The sequence below is a fragment of the Arthrobacter sp. MYb213 genome, from assembly GCF_002979915.1.
Lineage (GTDB): Bacteria > Actinomycetota > Actinomycetes > Actinomycetales > Micrococcaceae > Glutamicibacter.
In genome coordinates this window covers 482205-505282 of the sequence record NZ_PCQA01000002.1, presented here as the reverse complement: position 1 = coordinate 505282, position 23078 = coordinate 482205, and the positions used below count along the sequence as shown (strand labels likewise).

At 55.4% G+C, this 23078-nt stretch carries 16 protein-coding genes and 1 riboswitch; of the genes, 10 read left to right on the top strand and 6 right to left on the bottom strand.

The genetic code is table 11. The features are described from left to right. Position 1: 1 nt before the first annotated feature. Genes CQ011_RS06730 through mnhG form a run of 4 tightly spaced genes read left to right on the top strand, consistent with a single transcriptional unit; the run spans position 2 to position 2926 of the window. A complete protein-coding gene (locus CQ011_RS06730; protein ID WP_105675825.1) occupies positions 2-1606 on the top strand; it encodes a Na+/H+ antiporter subunit D in 1605 nt (534 codons plus the stop codon). Between the two features lie 11 nt (positions 1607-1617). Next, complete coding sequence (locus tag CQ011_RS06725) at positions 1618-2250, top strand: Na+/H+ antiporter subunit E (RefSeq protein ID WP_105675823.1); 633 nt, start codon at positions 1618-1620, stop codon at positions 2248-2250. Further along, complete coding sequence (locus CQ011_RS06720) at positions 2247-2513, top strand: MrpF/PhaF family protein (RefSeq protein ID WP_096255500.1); 267 nt, start codon at positions 2247-2249, stop codon at positions 2511-2513. Before CQ011_RS06725 ends, CQ011_RS06720 begins: the two co-directional genes overlap by 4 nt. Beyond that, positions 2513-2926: a monovalent cation/H(+) antiporter subunit G gene (gene mnhG / locus CQ011_RS06715; protein ID WP_105675821.1), complete on the top strand. Its 414-nt coding sequence runs from the start codon at positions 2513-2515 to the stop codon at positions 2924-2926. The genes CQ011_RS06720 and mnhG overlap by 1 nt, the downstream gene beginning before the upstream one ends. 62 nt (positions 2927-2988) lie before the next feature. Here the strand turns inward: mnhG and CQ011_RS06710 are convergent, their stop codons facing one another. Beyond that, complete coding sequence (locus tag CQ011_RS06710) at positions 2989-3240, bottom strand: DUF4235 domain-containing protein (RefSeq protein ID WP_096254249.1); 252 nt, start codon at positions 3238-3240, stop codon at positions 2989-2991. A gap of 74 nt (positions 3241-3314) precedes the next feature. After that, positions 3315-3433, top strand: a riboswitch (TPP riboswitch). A gap of 70 nt (positions 3434-3503) precedes the next feature. Here CQ011_RS06710 and CQ011_RS06705 point away from each other — a divergent pair. Continuing rightward, complete coding sequence (locus CQ011_RS06705; RefSeq protein ID WP_096254250.1) at positions 3504-4121, top strand: ECF transporter S component; 618 nt, start codon at positions 3504-3506, stop codon at positions 4119-4121. Between the two features lies 1 nt (position 4122). Next, on the top strand, positions 4123-6459 hold the full coding sequence (locus tag CQ011_RS06700; RefSeq protein WP_105676166.1) for an ATP-binding cassette domain-containing protein: 2337 nt from the start codon (positions 4123-4125) through the stop codon (positions 6457-6459). On the opposite strand, the gene CQ011_RS06695 is transcribed toward CQ011_RS06700, so the two are convergent. After that, positions 6456-7331 carry an aminodeoxychorismate lyase gene (locus CQ011_RS06695; RefSeq protein ID WP_096254251.1) on the bottom strand — a complete coding sequence of 292 codons (876 nt, stop codon included), beginning with the start codon at positions 7329-7331 and terminating at the stop codon, positions 6456-6458. The genes CQ011_RS06700 and CQ011_RS06695 overlap by 4 nt on opposite strands. Positions 7332-7510: 179 nt before the next feature. On the opposite strand from CQ011_RS06695, the gene cls reads away from it, so the two are divergent. Then, on the top strand, positions 7511-8986 hold the full coding sequence (gene cls, locus CQ011_RS06690) for a cardiolipin synthase (RefSeq protein ID WP_229676915.1): 1476 nt from the start codon (positions 7511-7513) through the stop codon (positions 8984-8986). A 7-nt stretch (positions 8987-8993) separates the two neighbouring features. Here the strand turns inward: cls and CQ011_RS06685 are convergent, their stop codons facing one another. From CQ011_RS06685 to CQ011_RS06670, 4 genes are all read right to left on the bottom strand, one after another. Beyond that, positions 8994-11006 (bottom strand): chorismate-binding protein, encoded by a 2013-nt coding sequence (locus CQ011_RS06685; RefSeq protein WP_181148013.1) that lies wholly within the window; start codon positions 11004-11006, stop codon positions 8994-8996. Beyond that, on the bottom strand, positions 10993-11502 hold the full coding sequence (locus CQ011_RS06680; RefSeq protein WP_096254254.1) for a low molecular weight protein-tyrosine-phosphatase: 510 nt from the start codon (positions 11500-11502) through the stop codon (positions 10993-10995). The genes CQ011_RS06685 and CQ011_RS06680 overlap by 14 nt, the downstream gene beginning before the upstream one ends. 217 nt (positions 11503-11719) lie before the next feature. Continuing rightward, positions 11720-12343, bottom strand: a complete 624-nt coding sequence (locus tag CQ011_RS06675; protein ID WP_096254255.1) for a LysE family transporter — start codon at positions 12341-12343, stop codon at positions 11720-11722. 9 nt (positions 12344-12352) lie between these two features. Further along, positions 12353-12853 carry a MarR family winged helix-turn-helix transcriptional regulator gene (locus CQ011_RS06670; RefSeq protein ID WP_096254256.1) on the bottom strand — a complete coding sequence of 167 codons (501 nt, stop codon included), beginning with the start codon at positions 12851-12853 and terminating at the stop codon, positions 12353-12355. A gap of 115 nt (positions 12854-12968) precedes the next feature. On the opposite strand from CQ011_RS06670, the gene CQ011_RS06665 reads away from it, so the two are divergent. The 3 genes from CQ011_RS06665 (at position 12969) to pulA (ending at position 23012) form a co-directional block, all read left to right on the top strand. Continuing rightward, positions 12969-15122, top strand: a complete 2154-nt coding sequence (locus CQ011_RS06665) for an MMPL family transporter (protein ID WP_240520442.1) — start codon at positions 12969-12971, stop codon at positions 15120-15122. Positions 15123-15373: 251 nt separating this feature from the next. After that, entirely contained in the window at positions 15374-16939 is a 1566-nt protein-coding gene (locus tag CQ011_RS06660; protein WP_105675817.1) for a DEAD/DEAH box helicase, read from the top strand. A 298-nt stretch (positions 16940-17237) separates the two neighbouring features. Further along, on the top strand, positions 17238-23012 hold the full coding sequence (gene pulA / locus CQ011_RS06655) for a pullulanase-type alpha-1,6-glucosidase (protein ID WP_286161111.1): 5775 nt from the start codon (positions 17238-17240) through the stop codon (positions 23010-23012). The last annotated feature ends 66 nt before the right edge of the window (positions 23013-23078 follow it).

Genomic DNA, 23078 nt, shown 5'->3' with positions numbered 1-23078 from the left:
AATGAACTTTCTAGAACTCTCCCCCTTAGCAGTCCTACTCCCGATTTTCGGTGCTGGCGCGGCCTTCCTCGCCCGTCGCCGATTACGTACCCAGCGTCTGATCACTATCGGCATTTTATGCCTGACCATGGTGTTAGAAGTTGGAATGGTCGCCGCGGTCTGGGGCGGAGAAAGCTATGCCATCCACATTGGTGGCTGGGATGCACCGTTCGGTATCGCGCTGATGGTCGACGGCTTTAGTGCCTTCATGCTCTTGATCTCCACCGTGGTATCCCTGGCGGTGCTGCTCTACGCCACCAGTCAAGGTCTAGCCGATGGTGACGAGCCTGGACCAGTATCGGTCTTCCACCCCGCCTACCTGATTCTTCTAGCCGGCGTCTCCAACGCCTTCCTCGCCGCTGACCTATTCAACCTTTATGTCGGCTTTGAAATTCTCTTGACCGCCAGTTACGTGCTGCTCACCTTGGGTGGCACGGCCGAGCGTATTCGAGCCGGTACCACCTATGTGGTTGTTTCGGTGGTCTCCTCGGTGATATTCCTGATGGCCATCGCGATGATCTATGCGGCCACAGGTACCGTGAATATGGCAGACCTGGCCGTCAAACTGCCAGAGCTTGATCAAGGCCCGCAGCTGATCCTGCACGTCTTACTGCTCATTGCCTTTGGCATCAAAGCAGCCGTTTTCCCGCTTTCGCTCTGGCTTCCGGACTCCTACCCGACGGCGCCAGCCCCGGTCACGGCAGTGTTCGCCGGGTTGCTGACAAAGGTCGGCGTTTACGCGATTGTGCGTACCGAGACCCTGCTCTTCCCCGGTGGAACGGTGAATGCGGCGCTACTGGTCGTTGCGACCCTCACCATGGTCATCGGTATTCTTGGTGCGTTGGCGCAGACAGACTTCAAACGTATGCTCTCCTTCACGCTGACCAGTCACATTGGATATTTGATCTTTGGTGTCGCGGTCGGCGGACCATTAGCCATTGCTGCCACGATCTACTACGTGGGTCACCACATCATTGTGCAGACCTCACTGTTCATGGTGGCAGGACTCATTGAACGTCGTGCCGGGAGCGCAAACGTCACCAAACTCGGTTCCCTAGCCAAGCTGTCCCCGGCCTTAGCAATCCTCTTCTTCATCCCGGCAATCAACTTGGGCGGCATACCACCGTTCTCCGGTTTCCTCGGAAAATTCGGACTGTTGCACGCTGCCGCAGCAGATGCAGACGCGCTCACTTGGGTTGTCATTGGCGCAGGTCTGCTGACCAGCCTCTTGACCTTGTTGGCAATTATTCGTGTGTGGGCGCGTATGTTCTGGCGCCGCGCGGCAGACGCCGAGGTACCCAGCGCACAACTGGTGGCCGAATCTACACGGGTCTTGGAACAAACCGCCGTCGGTGGCGCCCAAGCACCTCATTTGGGACGTAAGCTTGCACGCGAGCTGGAAGCGGAATCCTTGCCGTGGGGCATGCGCTATGCCACCGGTTCTCTGGTAGTTGCAGGTATTGCACTCACAGTTTTTGCCGGGCCAATCTTTGCATTCTGCCAGCGCGTAGCGGCCGAGCTGATTGCCCGTGAACCATTTATCAACGCAGTACTACCGTTGAGTTAGGAGGCGTAGACATGCAACCTAAGGACCTCACACCTCGCGATCAGCGTATCGATGATGCGCTGGATACCTCTGGCGTCCGGCACCGCGCCACCTTTAAACAGGAATGGCCGCTGCTCTTATTGTTGATTTTCGTCTGGGGCGCGCTATGGCAAGACTTCTCCATAGGTAACCTGCTCTTTGGCGCGATCTTGTCAATCATCATCGTGAATCTATTCCCGCTACCGCCGGTAGTTCTGCCAGGTCGTATTAATCTTTGGTATTGCTTGAAGTTGTTCATCTGGTTTATTGGACAGGTTTTTGCGGCCAGTGTTCACGTGGCGTGGATTGCCGTAGTACGCGGCAAAAAGGCGCGCAGCGCACTGATCGCGGTCCCTTTGCGTACCGAATCAGACCTGATCGTGATGACCGTAGGACACGTACTGACTCTGATCCCTGGCTCGTTCGTAGTTGATGTGGACCGCAGCAGTTCCACGCTGTACCTGCACTACCTCGATGTGAATAGTGACGCAGAAGTGGAAAAAGCTCGAGCTAATATCCGCGATATTGAACGTCGGTTGATCATGGCTATCGGCAGTCCCGACGAATACGAAGCAATCAAAGCCGAAGAAGGCCCAGATTTCTCCACTAGGAGGCCAAGTAAATGATTGAAACTGCAGTATGGATTGGTGGAGTCATGCTGGCACTGGCCTCAATTGCCTGCCTATGGCGAGTCTTCAAAGGCCCCTCGATTCTTGATCGAGTGTTGGCCTTGGACGTCATCTTGCTGATCATTTCCAGCGCGTTGTGCCTCGATATGGCCATCAACCGCCACACGGATTATCTGCTCTTCGTGGTGGTGGCCTGCACACTGGGGTTCATCGGCTCGGTGACGGTCTCCCGCTTTGTCTCGGATCAGAGGAATGCCTAATGGACTTCTTCCTAGAGATTGTTGTTGCTGTGTTGCTTGTGGCAGGTTCGCTGATGTCATTGATCGCCGGAATTGGTTTGATCACCTTCCCGGACCTGCTCTCGCGCATGCACGCGGCGACCAAACCACAAGTGCTCGGATTCTTGCTGTTGTTTGCCGGACTAGCCATTCACCTGCGTAGCTGGATTCTGGTCCCGGTCTTGGTGCTGGCGTGGGGATTACAGTTGCTCACCGCGCCGGTTTCGGCTCACATGATCGGTCGCGCCGGATATCGCACCAAACACGTTGCCAAAGAAACGTTGCATGTTGATGAATTAAAGAGGGTTATCAGCACGCATTCTGAAGCAACTGGAAACACCGGGGCCGTAACAAGAATTGAAGGCACCAAAGCGGACGAGACTGAAAATTCATAAACGAGATTAAACAGTTGTGGGGCGGGCCAGAAGGCCCGCCCCACAACTATAAGTACACAGTATTACTTGCTGAACCTGGAGATCGCTTTGTTTGTTCCGCGTTCGGCGAGCACCTGAAGAATTGCTGCGACTGCGGCGGAAAAGACTGCGAAGGCTAGAGCTTGACGCATCGAGGCTTCAGCGGCTTCTTCGCTGCCCTTGCGAGGTGCAGCATTTCCGGTGAATCCCTGCCATACCTTGTCAATGAGCTTACTTCCGAGCATTCCTGCACCCATAGAAATTCCAAGGGTGATCAGCTTCTGAACTGGATTCATGTGGTCCTCGCATTCGTGTATTGGGGATTCGTTCTGTAACCCAGCATACCTGCGGTATGGTGGGTGAGCAGTAATCATTCCGACAGGGGAGCGTCATGCCGTTCGCGGCGCCAGACGCTGAGAGTGCGATAGATCGCAGACCCTCGAACCTGCTCCGGTTAGTACCGGCGAAGGAAGTCGAGCATCTCGGATGCGGATTGTGTGCGCCATCAAACGCCTACGAGTCCGTACATCTCCCCTCCTGACACAGGAGGACCAACCTTATGAACGTTGCACCAGCAACAACTCGCGCGCAATGGCGCGTGGTAGACATTGTCGTAGCATCAGTGATCGCTGTCGCCTCGGGCGTCATCTTTTGGGCGTGGAACGCAGGCTACGGAATTGTCAGCCTCGCATTTGTCGCGTTCCCACCAGGTACCGCGCTTCTTTCAGGCTTGTGGCTTTTCCCAGCAGTACTCGGAGCGCTGATCATCCGTAAACCCGGTGCCGCACTGTACTGCGAACTTCTCGCAGCCATCATTTCGGCATTGTTAGGATCCCAGTGGGGACTGGGCGTACTAATCTCAGGTGTCATTCAGGGACTGGGAGCTGAGGTTATTTTTGTTGCTTTCAGGTACCGCCGCTGGAATTTACCCGTAGCGTTGCTCGCCGGCTTCATGACCGGTATTTTCGGCGGAATCGGTGAAGCCTACCTGATGGGCTACGTCGCGGAATATACCGAAGCGATGAAACTGTTCCACGTATTTGCCACCGGTATTTCCGGTCTGATCATTGCCGGGCTGTTGACTTGGCTAGCCACTCGTGCCTTGGCAAAAACCGGTGCGCTGGGCGCCTTGACCAGCCGCTCAGCCCATCTGGAAAGCCCGTGGGGACGTGTCTGAAGTGAGTACCACCAGTGCAGCACACACTGCCGAACGTACTTCCGGGCGGGGACTTGAAATTCTTGCCAGCGATTTTGGTTGGCATCATGCCGAACGTGAAGTTCCAGCCTTACATGGACTGAACGTACAGATTCCTGCAGGACAGAAAGTACTCTTGCTTGGTGCCTCTGGCGCCGGAAAATCCACGTTGTTGCACGCCTTGGCCGGGGTGCTGGAAGCAGATGAACGCCAAATTGCTACCGGTGTCCTAAAGATTCACCAGCAAGATGCTTTTGCCCGGAAATTCCCCGTCGGTCTCATGCAGCAAGATCCCGAGACTCAAATCGTACAGAGCCGAGTTGGTGACGACGTCGCTTTTGGTGCCGAGAACCTTGGCATTGCCCCAGAAGTCATCCGGGCCCGAATCCCACAGGTACTCAAAGAGGTAGGGCTTGGAGACCTAGACCTGGCGCACCGCACCCAGGAACTCTCTGGAGGCCAAAAACAACGCCTTGCCCTCGCTGGAATCTTGGCAATGAATCCGGGCCTGATGCTGCTGGACGAGCCCACCGCAAATATTGATCCGGCAGGTATCGAACCCTTGCGAGACGCAGTACTCGCCGCGGCGAATACTACCGGGGCAACACTGATCGTGGTGGAACACCGTCTGCAGGCGTGGGCCAAACATGTGGATCGAGTCCTCGTGCTTGCCCCGGGTGGAGGAATTGTTCATGACCTAGATCCGCAGGCATTATTTGACGATGAAAAAATTCGTCGTGAATTAGCTGCCTCGGGTATCTGGGTTCCTGGCTTTGTTCCAGTGACCGAACCGGTGGGGACCAGCGCTGGCGCACAGTTACTGACCGCGGTTGAACTTCAAGCATCGCGCGGTATCCATGCGGAACGAACCCAACCGGTAAACCTAGAACTGCACGCCTCCCGGGCGCTGGTGGTGCTCGGCGAAAATGGTGCAGGTAAATCCACCTTGGCGTTGACCTTAGGCGGGTTGCTTGAGCCGGCTTCCGGAACGCTTGAGGTAAGTCCGCAACTGTCCCAAGGACAGGGAAATGACCCGTTCAGCTGGCGAGCTGGGATGCTGGTGGCCAGAATCGGGACGGTATTCCAAGAGCCAGAACATCAATTCGTCACCCAGAGCGTCCGTGAAGAACTAGCGTTCGCACCGACACGGGCACGGCTAGCGGGCAGTCAACAGGATCAGTTTGATTCCCAGGCGGTGGAACGACGGGTAGAGGAGTTGCTTGAACGCTTGGGGCTAACGGCGCTGGCAGATGCTAATCCGTTCACGCTCTCTGGCGGTGAAAAGCGCAGATTATCTGTTGCCACGGTACTTGCAGCCTCACCCGATGTGCTCATCCTAGATGAGCCCACCTTTGGCCAAGATGCCAATACGTGGCTGGAACTAGCAACTATTCTCATCGAAGAGTTGCGCTCGGGCACCAGCGTGGTGGCGGTGACTCACGACGCGGATTTTGCCCGTGCTCTAGAAGCGTCGGCACTGCATCTGACTCGTGAGGCTGATAATGCTGGGCGTCGAATCGCTGTGCAGGGTCCAATGCTTGATGCTCCCTTGGGGCGCAGCTGGCTGACAAAGATCAACCCACTGGCCAAGCTTGGAGCCGTTGCGGCTGCAACCTTGCCATTAATCTCTACCATCGACGGGGTCTCGGCCTGTGTCATTATTGGTGCCACACTGCTCGCGCTCCCGCTGGCGGGCTTGAGCGTGGGACGCTTCCTGCGCCGAAGCTGGCCACTGATTATCGCTGGGGCCTTGGCCGCGTGGGGGATCGCCTTGGTGGGTGAGGACTCCGGGGCCACACTGATTAGTCTAGGAATTCTTAGCATTAGCGAAGGATCGGTGAATGCCGGAATCGCCACCGGGTTACGTGCCATGGCCTTAGCCGTACCCACGGTCCTGCTACTGAGTTCCACCAATCCCAGCGATCTTGGCGGGGCCTTGGCTCAGCAGCTGAAGGTGCCGCACCGCTTCGTCTTGGGTGCACTTGCAGGCATGCGATTGCTAGGTTTACTCGTGGAAGAATTTACCACCCTCACCTTGGCGCGCAGGGCGCGCGGAGTGGGAGACCTACGCTCACCGATACAACGGGTGAAAGCCAAACTTGGCCAGGTATTGGCATTGCTTGTCCAAGCGTTGCGCCGCGCAGGAAGGCTCGCAGTGACTATGGAAGCCAAAGGTTTTGGTACCGGAACGCGCACCTGGGTACGCAGTGCAACCTTCACCTTGCGTGATGCAGCGGTGCTGACAGTTGGTATTTTGCTTGGCTCGGCGGCCATCGGTGCAGCCCTGTGGGCGGGCACCTTCAACCTAGTGTGGACCTAACGAATTGAATCGCTCAGGTCGCTGAGCTCCGCATGGAGCTCAGCGTCCAAGCGCAGCGGTTTGGCATCGATGGTGTGTACCGGCGTGAGCAGGCGTACCGAGGAAACCAACCAGACGCCATCAGCGTTGTAGAGGTCCTCGGGGCGCAACGGACCGTAGCCCAGTTCCCAGCCGTATTGTTCGGCTGCGTCAAAGATTGCGCTCTGCGTGGTCCCCGGCAAAATACCGGTTTCAAGCATCGGGGTGATCAATCGTTTGGTGTCGCCGTCGCGTTGCGCCAGCAAGACCGTAGACGTTGGGCCTTCGAGAACTACACCATCTGAAGAAGTGAAAATTACGTCTTGAGCGCCGTGTTTCTGCGCGAAGCGCAAGGCCGCCATATTCACTGCATAAGACAGGGTTTTGGCACCCATCAACAGCCATGGGGCGCGTTCGGCAATTTTTGAGTCGTAGCCACGATCCAACAGCAGGACGTCGATTCCTGTTTCGCGCTGGTCTTTACCAAGCTGTGGTGCTGGTGAAACAGTCACCCAGCAAAGAGCCTGTTCGGCATCCGTGGAGCCTCGCGAAACAACGAGTTTCACTACGGCTTCTTCGGCGCCGCCGTCGGCATCAAAATCGGCGACGGCCGTATCAATGGCCGAACGCCAGCGGTGTTCATCGGGGATGACCAAATCACAGGTTTCGGCCGAGATAGCCAAGCGGGCCAAATGCGCTTCCATTTTGCGCACTGCCTGGTTGGTGTAAAGCATCGACTCAAACACACCGTCTCCGCGTGTCACGCCCTGGGCGGTTACTGGAAGTTGGGGTGCATTAATATCTGCTAGACGTCCGGCAGGATATGCCGGATCTAGGAATACGAGTGAGCTCATAGTTAAAGATTATCGAAACTTTACTGTTCTACGCGCCATCAAAGGCTCCAAGGACGAACAAGTCGCTCACAGGACGATAGTCTAAGCAGAGAGTTTGAGGACTTGACCGCGCAAAACACGTGAAAGTCATGAAGAAATAAAGAACGGGACGTGTCTGAATGTTGCCTAGTGGCGAATTTATGCTTCATCTGGGGGCAGTGCTCTGGCCAGTTGCCGTCACTATCGACATTATTTTGCGCTTCGTGATGATTGGCATCGTCCCGGGAAACCGCCGACCTACCACCGCCATGGCATGGCTGTTGGCAATTTATTTCATCCCTGTGGCAGGACTGGTTGCGTACCTGTTATTCGCTAACCCACGTTTATCCCGGCGGCGTTTAGAAAAACAAGCTCGCGCAAACGAAAGCATTACCAACGCCACTTCCCATATGAAACTTCCTGAGGAGTTTCACTCCTCGGAGGAATGGGTGGAATCGGTCGTGGTGCTCAACCGCAAACTCGGTGCATTCCCACTTGATGGTGGAAACAAAATTGAGGTGCTTTCCAATTACAAAGCATCTTTGGAAGCAATGCGAGAGGCCATTGAAAAAGCCCAGCGTTACGTCCATATCCAGTTCTACATCATGGGTGATGATGAAGAATATGTTGGTCCGGTGCTTGACGCCTTGGAAGCTGCAGCTCGGCGCGGTGTCAACGTCAGACTGCTTTTTGACCACCTGGGCACCTTACGTGTCTCCGGCTACCGTGACCTGAAAAAACGGTTGCGCGCCTCAGATATCGAATGGCGGGCCATGCTCCCCATTGATCCTATTGGCAGACGCTGGAGGCGTCCGGACTTGCGCAACCACCGCAAGATCTTGGTGGTAGATGGTGTCATGGCCTTCACCGGCAGTCAGAACCTCATTGAACCGGGTTACAAGCGCGAGTCCTCACACAACCTTGGCCGGGAATGGGTCGAGATGATGATCCGGGTTGAAGGTCCGCTGGTACGTAGTTTGGATGTCACCTTTGCCACTGACTGGTGGCAGGAAGATGACACCACCGACGTCCTGTCGGATCTGACCGAAGCTTCACACCCGCTGTCCTTGGCAGATCAGCCCGGAACTACGCTGGCGCAAGTTTTGCCCAGCGGTCCAGGTTATGAATCTGAAAACAACCTACGACTGTTCAACACGTTGATGTACTCGGCTACCGAACGGTTGAACATCACTAGCCCATACTTTGTGCCTGATGATTCGCTGCTTTATGCCATCACCACCGCCGCGCAACGTGGGTTGGAAGTGAACTTGTATGTCTGCGAAAAGGGAGACCAGTTCCTAGTCCACCACGCGCAACAGTCTTACTACCAGCAACTATTGCAGGCCGGGGTCCGGATCTACCGTTACCCGGCGCCGATGGTGCTGCACACCAAGTGCTTCACCGCTGATGACGATGTTGCGGTGGTTGGTTCATCAAATATGGATATGCGTTCATTTAGTTTGAACATGGAAATCTCAGTGATGATGCTTGGCCCGGAAATGGTGAACGCGGTCAATGAAGTTCAAGATCAATACCGTGAGATCTCTTCGGAGCTGACCTTAAGCGAGTGGCGTCGCCGTCCGCGCTTACAGCGCTGGATCGATAACGTCTGCCGGTTGAGTGCAACCTTGCAATAGCGAACGCTTAAGGACGCAACGGGAAGTGTGCGCCTAATGCGCGCAGCACGCCCACAGACTTGGTGATCACTTCCTCCCATTCCTCGTGAGGTTGTGAATCCGCGGTAATTGCACCGCCTAAGCCAAGGCTCAAATCCCAACCGCCGCCTGCAATCCGGTCACAGACCAAGGTGCGGATCACCACCGAAAAATCTGCTGAGCCGTTGTAACCGAGGTATCCCACGGAGCCGGAGTAGAGGCCCCGCGGGCGTTGGCCTTCAAGGTTGTCTAAGATTTCCATGCTCGAAAGCTTGGGTGCGCCGGTCATTGAGCCCGGGGGAAATGCTTCGCGTAAAGCCAAGGCTGCATCACGCCGGTCTCGAAGCGTGGCATCAATGGTGGACACCATTTGATGTACCGTCGAATACGTTTCCACCGCGCATAGCCGTTTGACCTCTACCGAACCGGGAATCGCATAATGCGAAAGGTCGTTGCGCAATAGGTCAACGATCATAATGTTTTCGGCACGGTCTTTGGGATGTGTGGCAAGGTCATGAGCCAAAGCAAAATCTTCGTCTTCGTCCCGGCCACGTGGACGGGTCCCCTTGATTGGCTCGGCGCGAAGGTGGCCGGAGGAATCTAAACTTAAGAATCTTTCCGGAGAGATACTTGCAACTTCCAGTGTGTCCATGCGCAGGTAGTGGGCGAAGGGCGCCGGGCTGGACTCGCGCATTGCACAGTACGCCTCAAAGGGTGAAAATTCTGGCGTCTGTGCCGTCAAAACCGTAGTGAGGCAGGCTTCGTAGGTGTTGCCCTCAAAAATTTGTTGTTGCACCGCCCGGACTTTTTGCTGGTATCCGCTGGCCGAATCGGCGCATTCGAAGCTCAACGGAGGTAAGGGTACACAGTGCCGGGAGCCAGCGGTGTCCAGGGCATTGATCAGCTCTCGGAGCTCTGGTACTCGAAGGGTTGGGCAATGCAGCATTAAGCGATTCAAGCGGTGGTCCACCACTAGGACGGTGTCCGGGCAAAAGAACTGAGCATCGGGGCGAATGGTGGCGTCACTAAGCTGGACGCTGCGATCTTTCGCTCCCACTTCGCGGTTGAGTTCATAGCCTAGATAGCCCACCCATTGAGGCATCGGATAATCACCGCCGACATCTGCGTGCTGGGGCCAGAGGTGATGCAGGGCAGTAAAGAACTGCTCATTAAGACGCACGGTGCTGCCGCCAACGGACACGGTGGTTCCGGAGGCATCATTGGTGAGTGTGGCCGCTGCCGGATCCAGTGCCAGGGCGAGCACAGAGTATCTATTACGATCTAAAGGATCAGTGAGTTTATGGCTCGTTGACTCCAACAACGCGGCTTTTGGCAGTCCTTGGGCTAGCGATTCGAATAAAGCAGCCACATCCTGCGGAGCCTTAAAAGTTTGTTGTAGCTCAGGTGCCTGTACCGCTTCTTCACGCGGCAGCAATTGTTGTAATTTTTCGGGAAGGAAGTGGTGCACTGTGCGCAGTTGATGGGCCGGAGTTTGTTCGGCGGCACCGTCCAAGATGATGGTGGCGTAGGTCTGCGGGGCTTCTGCCTGCAGATATGCAGCCTCTTGGTCAGCCCATCGTGCCCAGTAAGGGCGATATGTTTCGCCGTCACGGGCCAGCGCGCGTTCGCGGCGCAACACGGCAGGGGCCTCAAGCCAGATACTCACGTCGAGGTGTTCACGTGCGGCGGCGCCGGCGGCGCCGACTCCCTCAACAATGACCACTCGACCAGGGGTAAAGGAGGTGAGGGCGCCGAATTGGTTAGTCTCCCAGTCCCAGCTGTGCCAGGAAACTTCGTGGCCCGCTGCCAAATCTGGCAATAGCTTGGAGTAGAGGTCTCGGGCCTGTCCCAATCCATCCCATCCGGGATAAAGATCTTCTAGGTGCAGCACACTAACGGTTTCCTCGGCACCCAGCAGGGTCGCCAAAGCCGCAGCAAATCGTGTTTTGCCCGCGCCGGAACGGCCGTCGAGGGCAATAATATATGGTCTATCGGTTTCCACGAGAGGCGATGTTACTCCGCACATAATCAACGAGGGCTGGCAGGCTGGCAGAAACCATCTTCCAGGTTTCTCTAAAATCTCCGGCATCTCCATACCAAGGGTCATAGACTCCTTGGGTTTCATGAGGTTCGTTAGCCACGGCCGGGTCAAAGGACCGGAACATGCGCAGTTGTGGACGTTCGTTCTGATCTATCTCTGCTAAGTGCGGAACGAGAAATTCGAAGTGGTCGGTATCCATGGCTAGCACTAGATCAACTTGACCAAGCTCATTTTGGGCAATTTGCGTGGCAACGTGTTCCGAAGCGTCAATTCCGTGAGCACGCAACGTGTTCGCGGCACGTGGATCGATCCCGTTGCCGACCTCACCGTCGGTGGTTGCCCTGGAGAAGAGCTCAACCTCTAAGATTCCTGCATCAGCGAGGGCGCCTTTGAGCATGTACTCGGCCATCGGCGAGCGGCAGATATTCCCTGTGCACACGATCATTATCCGGAACATGTCCTCAGTCTAGACACAAGTCGGGCCAACCTTCGAGAGCTACGCGCCCGATTTAAGACTACAAAAAGGCCACGATTTAGTTTAGGTCTGTGAACGAGTGCAGAAATCGGTTTGTCATCTGGTTTATGCGCTGTTCAATCTGCCCTGCGACAAGTGCGGTATTCGTCTAGAAGATGCTCGGCGCGCAACTTTGAAAGCACCAAGCGCAATGGATGATTTAGTGCATGAGGAGCAAAAGTGCGGCGACAAAAATAAAGAGTGTGCCGAAGACTAAATTCAAGATCTTAGCGCCACGCACCGTGGTGGTGAAACGCTGGAAGCTGCGTGCGGTGGCGGCAAAGAAAAACCACATGACGAGAATATCGACCACAATGATCGTACCAATATAGATGGCATACTGCGGGGCCAGTGGTTGGCCCGGTTGGATAAACTGTGGGGTGAAGGCCAGGAAAAACACGATGGCCTTGGGGTTCAGCAGGTTCACCAGAATTCCCCTGCGCACCATTGCCCAGCGGCCCGAGACGCGGGTTTGGGTCGTTGACTCTGAACTGACATCGGGTTTGGAAAGAATCATCCGAACGCCCAAATACACCAGATAGGCTGCGCCTGCGTAGCGCACGGCTGCAAAGATTGCCGGCGAACTGGCGACCAATATTCCCACTCCGGCGGCAACGATGATCACGTGAATGAGCAATGCGATCTGTTGGCCGATAATTCCCCAGATAGCTCCGCGGAAGCCAAGTCGCATGGCGTTGGTCATGGTGTTGATTGCCCCAGCGCCGGGGGTGAAGCTGATGATGATGGAGGCGCCGAGCAGGGAGATCCAAAGTGCAAGTGTCACCAGATTAGCTTAGGCGTTCGGTGTACTACTTTGAGACTTAGTATCGTGCTGTGACGCGGCGTCGACTATCGCACTGTCGACACCTTCGATAATCCGGCCCATAAAATCCGTAATCAGGGCAATCTGTTCAGCGTCGTAATGAGCTATGGCATCAAGCATGTTTTTGCCCAAGGGCATGAACATTTCTCGTCCGCCGGTTCGTGCCTTGTCGGTTAGCGCAATTCGCACCACACGGCGATCCTTATCGGTACGTTGGCGCTCAATGAACCCGATCTTTTCTAAGCGGTCAAGCATGGCGGTGGTCGCAGGCGAACTCAAATGCAGCTCGTGGCTCAGATCCCGAGGTGAGGGTGGGGTGCCTTGTTGCTGGTATTTCATGATGATTGACAGTGCATTCATGTCGGTGCGGTGAGTTCCGTGCAGGGCCCCGGTGGACTCAACGTATCTGTCGCTTGCGTGCGCAAATTCGCGCAGAAGTGCCACGAGCTGATGGGAGGGGTTATTGCTCATAAAAGTTATTGTATATGCAATAGAGTCATTCGATAATAGAGATACTTTACTGATAAGCTAAATGCGTCGTTAGCTTTCGACTCCCCACTATCTCACCGAGAAAAAGGATTGACCCGTGTCTCACGTGACAAAGCCGCACCGGCCCTCGAAGTTTAAGGGTGCGGGTATTCGAGTAATCGTGTACTCGCTGTTGGTGTTGATCTGGATAGCGATTGCTGGTGTAGGCGGTCCCACCTTCGGCAAACTTTCCGAAGTGCAGACCAATGACCAGGCAGCTTTTCTTCCCGCGACCGCAGAAGCGACCAAAGCGCTGGAATGGCAGAGCAAATTCCGTAGCTCTGACGCAGTCCCTGCAGTGGTGCTGTTTACCAGCGAGAATCAGCTTGACGCTGCTGCGGGGGAACAGTTAGCCAAGGGGTTTGCCGATTATGAATACCTCGATGGGGAGGTCACCGGACCATTCATTTCCGAAGACAAGCGGGCACTGGAACTTCTGGTTCCCGTCAGTGGTGAAGTCAAAGCAAATGTGGGCGTCGAAGAATTACGTAACCTGACCGCACAGCTGACCCCCGAGGGCGCTACCGCCTATGTCACCGGGCCGGCGGGTTTTGCCGCCGACCTGACCGAGGCTTTTGGCGGTATCGACGGGGTGCTACTCGGTGTGGCACTCGTTGCGGTACTGGTCATTTTGCTGTTGGTTTATCGTTCGCTGCTACTGCCGTTCACGGTATTACTCACCTCAGTGGTTGCCCTGTGTGCGGCCATCGTGACCGTCTACTATATGGCTGATGCTGGTTGGATCCGGTTGGATGGGCAATCTCAGGGCATTTTGTCTATCCTGGTCATCGGCGCCGCCACGGATTATTCCTTGCTGTTCGTTGCACGCCATAAGGAAGCCTTGTCCGAAGGACTGGACAAGTTCCAGGCAGTGTCCAAGGCTTGGCGCAGGTCCTTTGAACCGATCGTCGCCTCGGGTGGCACCGTGACCGTTGGCCTGCTGTGTCTGCTCTTCTCGGATCTGAACTCCAATAAAGCATTGGGCCCGATTGGTGCCAGTGGCATTATTTTCTCCATTATTGCCGCCCTAACATTCCTTCCTGCGGCGCTGGGTTTACTCGGACGTGCCGCCTACTGGCCATTTCCGCCGAGGGTCGCAGACCAAGGTGGGCATGCGGCAGTCAAGGAAGGTCTCTGGGGGCGTATCGCGAACTTCGTCGCGGCGCATCCTCGTCCCATCTGGATCTTCACGATCATCCTGCTGGCGGTAGGCGCCTTGGGAGTGACTGGGCTCAAAGCCCATGGAGTGCCGCAAAGTGAACTAGTTATCGGTGGTTCTGAATCCCGTGACGGACAAATTGCCTTAGGTGAGCACTTTCCTGGAGGATCTGGCTCGCCAGCAGTCGCGGTAGTCAACGAGGCTGACGCGGCCACCGTGCTGGAAGACGTCCTAGATGTCACCGGGGTGGATTCTGCTTATCTGCAAGCCGAAGATGGTGGACCGGCAATGGCACAACGCGGCGCAGCGCCGCAGGTGGTCGAAGGTCGTAGCCTGATCTCCATCACCTTGAGTGACGCTGCCGACTCGGACGCTGCCAAGGACACGATCGTTGCACTTCGCGATGCGGTCCACGCGACCGACGCGGAAGCACTAATCGGTGGCACTACGGCGACGCAACTGGATACCGCCGATACGGCACTTGCCGACTTGGCCAAGATCATCCCGTTGACGCTGGGCGCCATTCTGATCATTCTGATGCTGTTACTGCGTTCGGTGCTGGCTCCGGTGCTGCTGATCCTGAGCACCGTGCTTTCCTATGGGACGGCCATGGGCGTCAGCGCACTGGTATTCAACAACGTATTCAAGTTCTCGGGGGCTGATCCGGCCGTACCGTTGTTTGGTTTTGTCTTCTTGGTAGCACTGGGGGTGGACTACAACATCTTCTTGATGACCAGGGTGCGCGAAGAATCGTTGAAGCATGGAACGCGTGAGGGTATGCGTCGTGGCTTGAAGGTTACCGGCGGAGTCATTACCTCGGCAGGTGTGGTGCTGGCAGCAACCTTTGCAGCTTTAGGCGTTGTTCCAATCATGTTCTTGGCGCAGCTTGGGTTCATCGTTGCCTTTGGCGTGCTGCTCGATACATTCATCGTCAGAAGCCTTTTGGTCCCTGCTCTGGTGGAGGAAATTGGACCGAAGGTCTGGTGGCCTTCGAAGCTGGCCAAAGAGCCCGAAGAGACTAAAGAATCTGATTTAGTGTCTGAGATCTCCTGATTTTAGTCGATCTGACGGACTCCGGTACTGCCGGAGTCCGTCATTGGCCTGTAGAATAAAACTGTGCGCACTTCTTAGTGATTCGGTGATTCTCCCGAAAAACTCGGTGCGCATTCGTCGACAGTTTAGATTTCCCCCTTCCGAAGATCTTCACCAGCTGGTGTCTTTTCTTTGCATAGTTGCGGACTTCCTCCTGGCTCGGCGAAACCAAACGCCAAAACCGGCGTGCGAATCAGAGAGAAAGTTTGAGCATGACTGCAACTTTTAGCGCCCTCGGCGTGCCCGAAAACATTGTCAACGTCCTAGCTGACCTTGGCATTGAATCGGCTTTCCCAATTCAGGAAGCCACCCTTCCCTCCACTCTTGCCGGCGGCGACGTCTTGGGCCGTGGACAGACCGGCTCGGGTAAAACCCTTGCCTTCTCCATTCCAATGGTGGCCCGACTGGCTCAGCGTCCACAGCGTCGCAAGGCACGTTTCCCTCGCGCACTGATCATGGCTCCGACCCGCGAATTGGCGACTCAGATCGCCAAGGCCGTGGATCCGCTAGCCGCAGCCTCGGGTTTGCGCACCACCGTAATCTACGGTGGCGTCGCCCAGAGCCGCCAGGAAAAGGCCATGAACGAAGGCGTTGACATTGTCATCGCTTGCCCGGGTCGTCTCGATGACTTGATCAAGCAGAAGGTCGTTGACCTGTCCCAGCTTGAAATCTCGATTCTGGACGAGGCCGACCACATGGCAGATATGGGCTTCTTGCCTGTAGTTCGCCGCATCATGGACCGCATGCCAACCGGCATCCAGCACATGCTGTTCTCCGCCACCTTGGATAACGGCGTGGACAAGGTTGTTAAGCGCTACCTGAGCCACCCGACCATTCACTCGGTTGATGCTCCGGAAGCCGCAGTGAACACCATGGAACACCACGTCTTCGTGATTCCAGCCGATGACAAGAAGGAACTGATCCGCATTTTGGCTCAGGGCACCGGTCGTCGCATCATGTTCATGCGCACCAAGCACCACGCCAAGAAGATGGCAATCGCCCTGTCTAAGGCAGGCGTCCCATCGGTAGACCTACACGGCAACCTGTCGCAGAACGCTCGTGACCGAAACCTAGCTGCCTTCTCCTCGGGTGAGGCTAAGGTTCTTGTTGCCACCGACGTTGCTGCTCGCGGCGTTCACGTTGACGGCGTGGAACTTGTTGTACACGTTGATCCACCGGCAGAACACAAGGCATACACTCACCGCTCGGGCCGTACCGCCCGTGCAGGCTCCAGTGGCACCGTAGTCACCATTTGCACCCCTGATCAGCAGGGCGACGTATCCACCTTGCTTCGCCAGGCTGGTTTGAAGGTTCCTTTTGAGAAGGTCAACCTGAACTCCGCAGTCGTGGCAGATGTTGTCGGCGAAGTGGCCGCACCGGTTGCTTATGTTGCTCCGGCACAGCCAAAGGCATCGCCACGCAAGCGCACCAGCGCTGGCGCCGGTAACGGTTCTTCGCGTGGTGGCAACGGCGGTAATGGTGCTCGCGGTGGCCGTCCAGGTCGCGGCGCTCGTTCCGAAGACGAAGGCCAGCAGAGCTCGAACCGTCGTCCAGCTCGCGGCGGCTCGGCCAACGCGGAACGTCCAGCACGTGGCGGACATTCGGCTAACGCCGAGCGCCCATCGCGCGGCGGGCACAACGCTAACGCGGAACGTCCAAGTGGTGGCAACCGTGCTCCACGTCAGGGTGGACGCGGCGACTCAGCTGGCGCACCAGCTGGCGGCGGTCGTTCACGTGGACCACGTCGTGCATCAAGCCCTGCTACCGGCGGACGGTAAGAACTAGTACGAAAAAGAACCTCCAGACAGCCAAAAGCTGTCTGGAGGTTCTTTTTGTAGTGGGGTTGCCGACCTGACCGGACAATGGGAATTGGAGACTCTTGTGCCGCATTGTGCAAACGTTTCCTATGTAAAAAGTTGGAAAAATACTGAAAAGTTTGATGTTTTCCCTGCATTCGAGTGTAAATGTTGGAAACGCTTGCATTTGATGGAATTCGCTCAGTAGTGTGGGCTGAATCACTGGCGAGTCAGCTCTTATGGCTTGCCGCTCGCACCTTCGAACTCAATGGAGCATTTCGTGAACAGCAAAAGCGCTGCTTCCTCCGTGCGCAGTCAGCCACTGCCACCATACCTTCATAAACGTAGTTGGCGTCGTTGGGTCACCGCCTTGGCCGCAACCCCGATGCTGGCGCTCGCACCCATGGCACCCCTGGCTAGTATTCCCGCCGTGGCAGATGAAACTTCTGTGACTCTGGCCGGTTCTTTTCAGTCGTTGTTGGGATGTTCCGCTGACTGGATGGCTGACTGTGAAGCTACCAGCCTGCAATCCACGGACCAGGAAGGGCAATACAGCCTGGAAGTGGAAGTTCCGGCGGGGAACTATGAATACAAAGTAGCGTTGAACAAAAGCTTTGACACGTCTTATGGACTGGATGGGGGAGAAGAGAACATTCCCCTAGCCCTGAGTGCGGATAGCCGATTGCGCTTCACCTTTGATACGGCCACTGGGCTTACACAAGTTGTGCCACTGGACCTTCGCGGAGAATATTCAGATACTGATGCCGAATTGGTCGCTGCGCCGGTCAGGCAAGCCGGTTCTGGTGAGCAATTCTATTTCGTCTTGACAGACCGCTTTGCCAATGGCTCAACGGCTAACGACACCGGCGGTTTGGAAGGTGATCGACTAACCACCGGGTTTGATCCGACGGACAAAGGATTCTATGAAGGCGGTGATATCGCAGGCTTACACTCCAAGCTCGACTACATTCAGGGCCTTGGCACCAGCGCCATCTGGCTCACGCCCAGTTTTAAGAACATGCCGGTTCAGGGTAGTGGTGATGATGCCAGCGCCGGATATCACGGCTATTGGGTCACCGATTTCACTCAGATCGACCCACATCTAGGCACCAATGAAGAACTCTCCGAACTGATTGATGACGCCCACAAGCGTGGCATCAAGGTGTATTTCGACATCCTCGTGAACCATACCGCGGATCTCATCGACAATAAGGAAAAGAAGTATTCCTACGTTGAGCAGTCTTCCCTTCCCTATAAGGATGCTCAGGGTCAAGCCTTTGACCCGGCGGACTACGCAGGCAGTGATACCTTCCCAGAGCTAGACGCTTCCAGTTCCTTCCCTTATACCCCGGTTGTTTCTGACCAAGTCAAGAAGGTCCCCGACTGGCTCAATGATCCAACGCTCTATCACAACCGCGGGGACTCAACCTGGGAAGGTGAGTCGGTCACCTATGGCGATTTTCAGGGGCTTGATGACCTCATGACCGAAAATCCTAAGGTAGTCAACGGTTTCGCAGAGGTCTACAAGAACTGGGTGGACTTCGGAATTGATGGCTTCCGCATCGACACCGCAAAACATGTGAATTTTGAATTCTGGGAACAATGGACCAAACAAGTTCAGGACTATGCACGAGCCCAGGGTAAAGACGACTTCTTCATGTTTGGCGAAGTTTATGATGCCGATGCAAAGAAGCTTTCGCCCTACGTGCGTAAGACGGAAATGAATTCCGTCCTTGATTTCACGTTCCAATCTGCTGCTGCCGGTTTCGCGGGAGGAAATTCAGCCAAAACGCTAAGCACGCTGTTCTCGGCGGATGACTACTACACCACGGCAAACACCTCAGCTGATGCTCTACCAACTTTCCTTGGCAATCACGATATGGGGCGCATTGGGTACTTCCTGAACAACAGCAATCAGAAACTCAAACGTGATGAACTGGCCCATGAACTGATGTTCCTGACCCGTGGCCAGCCGGTGGTTTACTACGGTGACGAACAAGGATTTGCAGGCACCGGTGGAGACAAGGATTCTCGCCAATCACTGTTCGCTTCTCAAGTCTCGGAGTATCAGAACCAAGAATTGATTACCGGAGAAAAGCTCGGAACCCAAGATCGTTATGACAGTGATTCTCCGATGTACCAGCACATCGCGGCCCTCTCTAAACTTCGCGAATCAAACAAAGCGCTGAAGGGCGGGGCACAAGTAGAGCTATACGCCCAAGATTCCAAGGGAGTCTATGCATTCTCGCGTGTGGACCGTGACGAGAAAACCGAATACCTGGTGGCCCTGAACAACTCGGAAGAATCCGCTGATGTTGAGTTGTCGACTCTGACCTCCGACGCAACCTACTCAGCGCTCTATGGCGCCGAAGACAAACTCAGCAGTGCTGCGGACGGGAAACTCAACGTGACGGTGCCAGCGCTATCTGCAGTGGTTTATAAAGCTGACAAGAACGTAGATAGTGCTGCCTTCACACCTGAGATTTCCGCTCCAAAATCTGGGGCCGGGCTCAGTGGCGTAACACCCGTATCCGTGGATTTAGGCGAACAGGCGTGGGCTGAAACAAGCATGTCGTGGCGTGAAGTGGGCACCGAGAAGTGGCACCTACTGGGCGTGGCAGAAGACCACACCCCACGAGTCTTCCACGACGTTTCATCGCTACCACAAGGCACCTTGGTGGAATATCGTGCCGTGAGTACCAATGCCGCAGGAGAACACAGCGCCGCTTCCACCTATGCTTCCGTGGGCAACGACGTTTCCGGGTTTGCGAAGGAAAAACCGGCTGAATCGGATATCTCCATGGTCACCGTGCCGGGAAGCCATAACACCGAAATGGGTTGTGTCACCGACTGGGATCCGGCCTGCGAGGCAGCCAAACTCACTGAACAGCCTGGCGGGGTCTATTCTGGTGAATTCGATGTCCCAGCAGGGGACTATGAATACAAGGTAGCCATCAACGGATCATGGGATCTGAGCTACGGCGCTGGTGGTATTGCCGGTGGTGACAACCTTAAATATTCTCACGAAGGTGGGACCGTCAAGTTCTTCTTCGATCCCCGCAACAACATCGCACAAAGCGATCAACAGGGTCCGATGATCACCTTACCGGGAAGTTTTCAAGACGAATTGGGCTGTAAATCCGACTGGGATCCAACCTGTCTCGCTACTTTAATGGCGGACGCTGATGCTGACGGTACCTACGAATTCACTACGGAGAAGATCCCGGCTGGTACCTACGAATTTAAGGTGTTACACAACTTCGGGTGGGACGAAAATTATGGCGTTGACGGTGCCGCCGGAGGTGCTAACTACAGTCTTTCGGTAACCGAAGGAAAGCCAGTGAGCTTCAGCTACGACTCGAAGACTCACCTGTTGCAGATTGGTTCTGACACCCAAACAGTCGCCGGCGTTGGTCAAATGAAAGCGCAGTGGATTTCCGCTGATACCCTAGCGATTCCTCGTGATCTAGGCACTGGTGAAAACTATGCCCTCTACGCTTCAAAGGACGCCAGCTTGAAATTGGAGGGAGAAGAGATCTCCGGTGCGAAGCCAATCGAGCTCAAAGAAATTATTGGTGGGTTGAGTGCCGAACAACGCAAGAAGTTCCCACACCTTGCCGACTACCGTGCCTTGCGTGTTGAGCTAGATCGCGAAGACGTAGCCTCTGCATTGCGTTCACAACTGGCATTGGCACGATTTGATGGCGAAGGGGATACCCAGAAACTCACCGCCTTCACCGGAGTTCAGAGTGCTGGTGTCATTGATGATCTCTATGCCAAGGCGCTTGACGATGTAGAACTCGGCGTGAGCTTCACCGGAAAACGCCCTACCTTTAGGCTCTGGGCACCCACGGCCCAAAAAACAACACTGCTGATTACTGACAAGAAGGAGAAGACTGCACGATACGCTGCTAGCTATTCGAAGGACAGCGGTGTGTGGACGGTAAAGGGTAAACCTCAGATGGCTGAGGCGAAGTACCGGTGGGAAGTTCAGGTCTTTGTCCCTGAAACGGGCAAGATCGAAACGAATATTGTTACCGATCCATATTCGGTTGCGTTGACCACTAATTCCACCCACTCGGTCGCGGTGAGCTTGGAAGACCCTCACCACCAGCCAAAACAGTGGCGTAAGGCCAAAGCCAAAAACGTCGAAAAGGACGTGGACCGCAGCATCTATGAACTGCAGATCCGTGACTTCTCGATTTCAGATGCTTCGGTGCCCGAGAATCAGCGGGGCCGCTACGGAGCGTTTGGAGCAAATGGGGCCGGGAGTAAACAGCTCAAACAGCTTTCCGAGGCTGGCCTGACTACCGTTCACCTGCTGCCAAGTTTTGATATCGCCACCATTGAGGAGGAACAGTCACAACGTGTTGAGACGGACTGTGATCTGAAGTCGCTGCCGGCAGCTTCCAGCAAACAACAAGAGTGCGTTACTGCCCACGGTGATGAAGACGGATTCAACTGGGGGTACGACCCCTTCCATTTCATGGCTCCGGAAGGTTCGTACGCCACGAACCCTGAAGGAGCGAACCGTGTCGAAGAATTCCGCTCGATGGTTGGATCCTTGCACAGCATGGGGCTAGAAGTAGTGCTTGATCAGGTGTTCAACCACACCGCAGCCTCGGGTCAAGCCGATCGCAGTGTGCTGGATAAGATCGTGCCTGGCTACTACCACCGACTTGATGCCACCGGGAAAGTGGAAACCTCGTCCTGCTGTCAGAACCTGGCCACGGAACACGCTGCGGCGCAGAAACTGATGGTTGATGCCCTGGTGGTGTGGGCCAAGGACTATAAGGTTGATGGATTCCGTTTTGACCTCATGGGCCACCACTCACGAGAAACCATGGAAGCCGTACGCAGTGCATTAGATGAACTGAAGCCGGGACGTGACGGAGTGGACGGCAAGTCCATTTACCTCTATGGCGAAGGATGGAACTTTGGTGAGGTGGCGGACAATGCTCGCTTCTATCAAGCGACTCAGGGGCAAATGAACGGTACCGGCATCGGGACCTTTAACGACCGACTGCGCGATGCCGTTCATGGTGGCAGTCCTGTTGAATCATCCTCAACATTCCGTCAGGGCTTTGGTACTGGCTTGGGAACGGATCCCAACGGTAATAAGGTCAATGGGAGCACCGAGGAAGCGTTGAAAGATCTCGGCCACGAAACCGACCTAGTGAAGCTCGGCTTGGCTGGCAATCTCGCAGACTTCGAATTCCTCGCTTCGGATGGCAGTGTGCACCGTGGTGATGAATTGGATTACCGCGGAGCGAAAGCAGGCTATGCTTCGCAGCCGGGAGAAGTGATCAACTATGTTGACGCGCACGATAATGAAACGCTCTACGACCTCACTGTGCTCAAGTTGCCACGAGATACTTCCATGGAGGATCGGGTGCGGATGAATACTCTCTCGCAAGCAACCGTGATGTATTCACAAGCTGTTCCGTTCTGGCATGCCGGAACCGAGTTATTGCGTTCAAAGTCTTTGGACCGAAATTCCTATAACTCGGGGGACTGGTTCAACCGCATCGACTTCTCCGGAGTGGAAAATACTTTCGGCTCGGGTCTTCCGCCCGAGGCAGATAACGGGGAGAAGTGGGATCTGATGGCTCCACTATTAGAAGACCCTGCGCTCAAGCCGGATGCCAAGGCCATGGCTGATGCTGAAGGGGCAGCCTTGGACTTGCTGCAGACCCGCAAGGAAGTTGGACTCTTGCGATTGGGCTCAGCTGATCTCATTGGGCAAAAGGTGAGCTTCCCGCTGGGTGGGTCTGAGGCCGAACCGGGAATTATCGTGATGCGCATTGACGACACGGTGGGTAAGGATGTCGATCGCAAGCATGACGGTGCCTTAGTCCTCTTCAATGCCTCGCCGAAGGAGAGCACGCAAAAGCTTGAGGAGCTGGTAGGTCACGACTACTCGCTTGCCAAGTCTCTTGCGAAAGGCAGTGATGACCGGGTGAAGTCAACTTCGTTCGACAGTGCCACCGGTGAGCTGACTATTCCGGCGCGCACCGCGGCAGTCCTAGTGGAACCTCAGGGCTCGGCTAAGTAGTAGAACGGAGCATTCCTACTGGACCATCTGTAGGGATTATTCGCAGGACCATTGTTGGTAGATGAA